Annotated in this window: 1 protein-coding gene; it reads right to left on the reverse strand. The window is 73.1% G+C overall.

The features are described from left to right. Positions 1-445: 445 nt before the first annotated feature. Entirely contained in the window at positions 446-1,045 is a 600-nt protein-coding gene (locus GTW67_RS12065; RefSeq protein WP_161164805.1) for a hypothetical protein, read from the reverse strand. Between the last annotated feature and the right edge of the window lie 316 nt (positions 1,046-1,361).

Here is a 1,361-nt window from a genome sequence, read left to right on the forward strand (position 1 = left end):
CACGAACCGTGCCCCCGTCGGTATGCCACCGGGCCGTCGCCCGCCGGCCCTCGGCTCCAACCGCTGTACGGGCGACCGGAGTTGCCAGGTGCGCGCAGCGGCCGTCCGTAGGTCGCACACCGAGGGCATCGTACCCGCGGCGGTCTTTCCCCCGAAGGGTGCGGGGAGAGCCCGTTCCCCGAGGTGGGAGCGGACGGGGCGGGTGCCGCGCGGTGACCGAGGGTGATCGGGAAGCATCGTGGAGCAGCCGGAATCGGAGTTTTGGGCAGAACGAAGCCCCCGGTCACGGGGGAACAACCGGGGGCTTCGCGTCTGCGGGCGGTCCCGGATGACCGCACATCCAGAACGTAAGACCTGTACGGCCCCTGGGTCAAGCAGAGTTGGGGCACTCCAGCGAGTCGGGAGCGAGCGGTCTTCACAAGTTCAACACATTGCGGAGAAGTGGTCACTCAGCGTCACACGGTGTCCCTGACTTCGCCGGTCCGGCGGGCCCCGGCAGCACCTCGTACCCCTCGTCCCTCCGGCGCACCAGAAGGCGCGCGAAGGGGCGTGAGGGGTCATCGGCGAAGTGCCTGCGCTCCGCCGGGATCCATCCCTCCCAGAACGCCCGCTGTTCCGCCCCGTCGCGCGCCCGTCCGCGGCTCCACGCCTCCTCGGGCGGCAGCTCCATCCACAGCAGCAGGGCCAGATGCGGGCGCAGGTCCCGGCGGCCCGCGCCGACGCCCTCGACCAGGACGACCGGCGCGGGCGGCAGGGCGCGGGGCTCGGTGAAGCGCCGGGCCCGCCAGTCGTAGGGCGCGTAGTGCGCCGTGTCGCCGCGCCGCAGGGGCTCGATCACCTGGCTCAGCAGCCGTCCGGTCCAGCCGAACAGCTCGTCGTGGCTGGCGATGTCGTCCAGGTGCAGTACGGGCGCGCCGCCCAGCGCACCGGCCAGCCGTCCGGCGAACGTCGACTTCCCCGACCCGGCGTGCCCGTCCACACCGACGAGGCGCACGGGCCCGCAGGACGGGGGCAGACGGCGGATCCGGGCGGCGAGGTCGTGAATGGCGGTGTCCTGGGCGAGGCGGAGGGGCGTACGGGCGTTCGCCCCGCACTCTAGCCGCGCCGCACGGCCCGGCCGCACCTCCGTGTCACCGGTCGACACCAATGTTCATGGCGTGGCGTGCGCAGAAGTGCTGGCAGGAGTGGCAGCCTGCGGCCATAGTTGGCCCACATCCGTGCAACGGACCCGCCCCGACTCGCACACCTGGGGGACTTTCACCCATGAGCAGAGCCGAACAGCCGTCCCGCAGAACGGTCCTCACCGCGGCCGTCGCCGCCGCGGTCGCCGGCGGCGCCCTCCCGGCCACCGCCGAGGCCGC

The sequence above is a fragment of the Streptomyces sp. SID5910 genome (genome assembly GCF_009862125.1).
GTDB lineage: Bacteria > Actinomycetota > Actinomycetes > Streptomycetales > Streptomycetaceae > Streptomyces.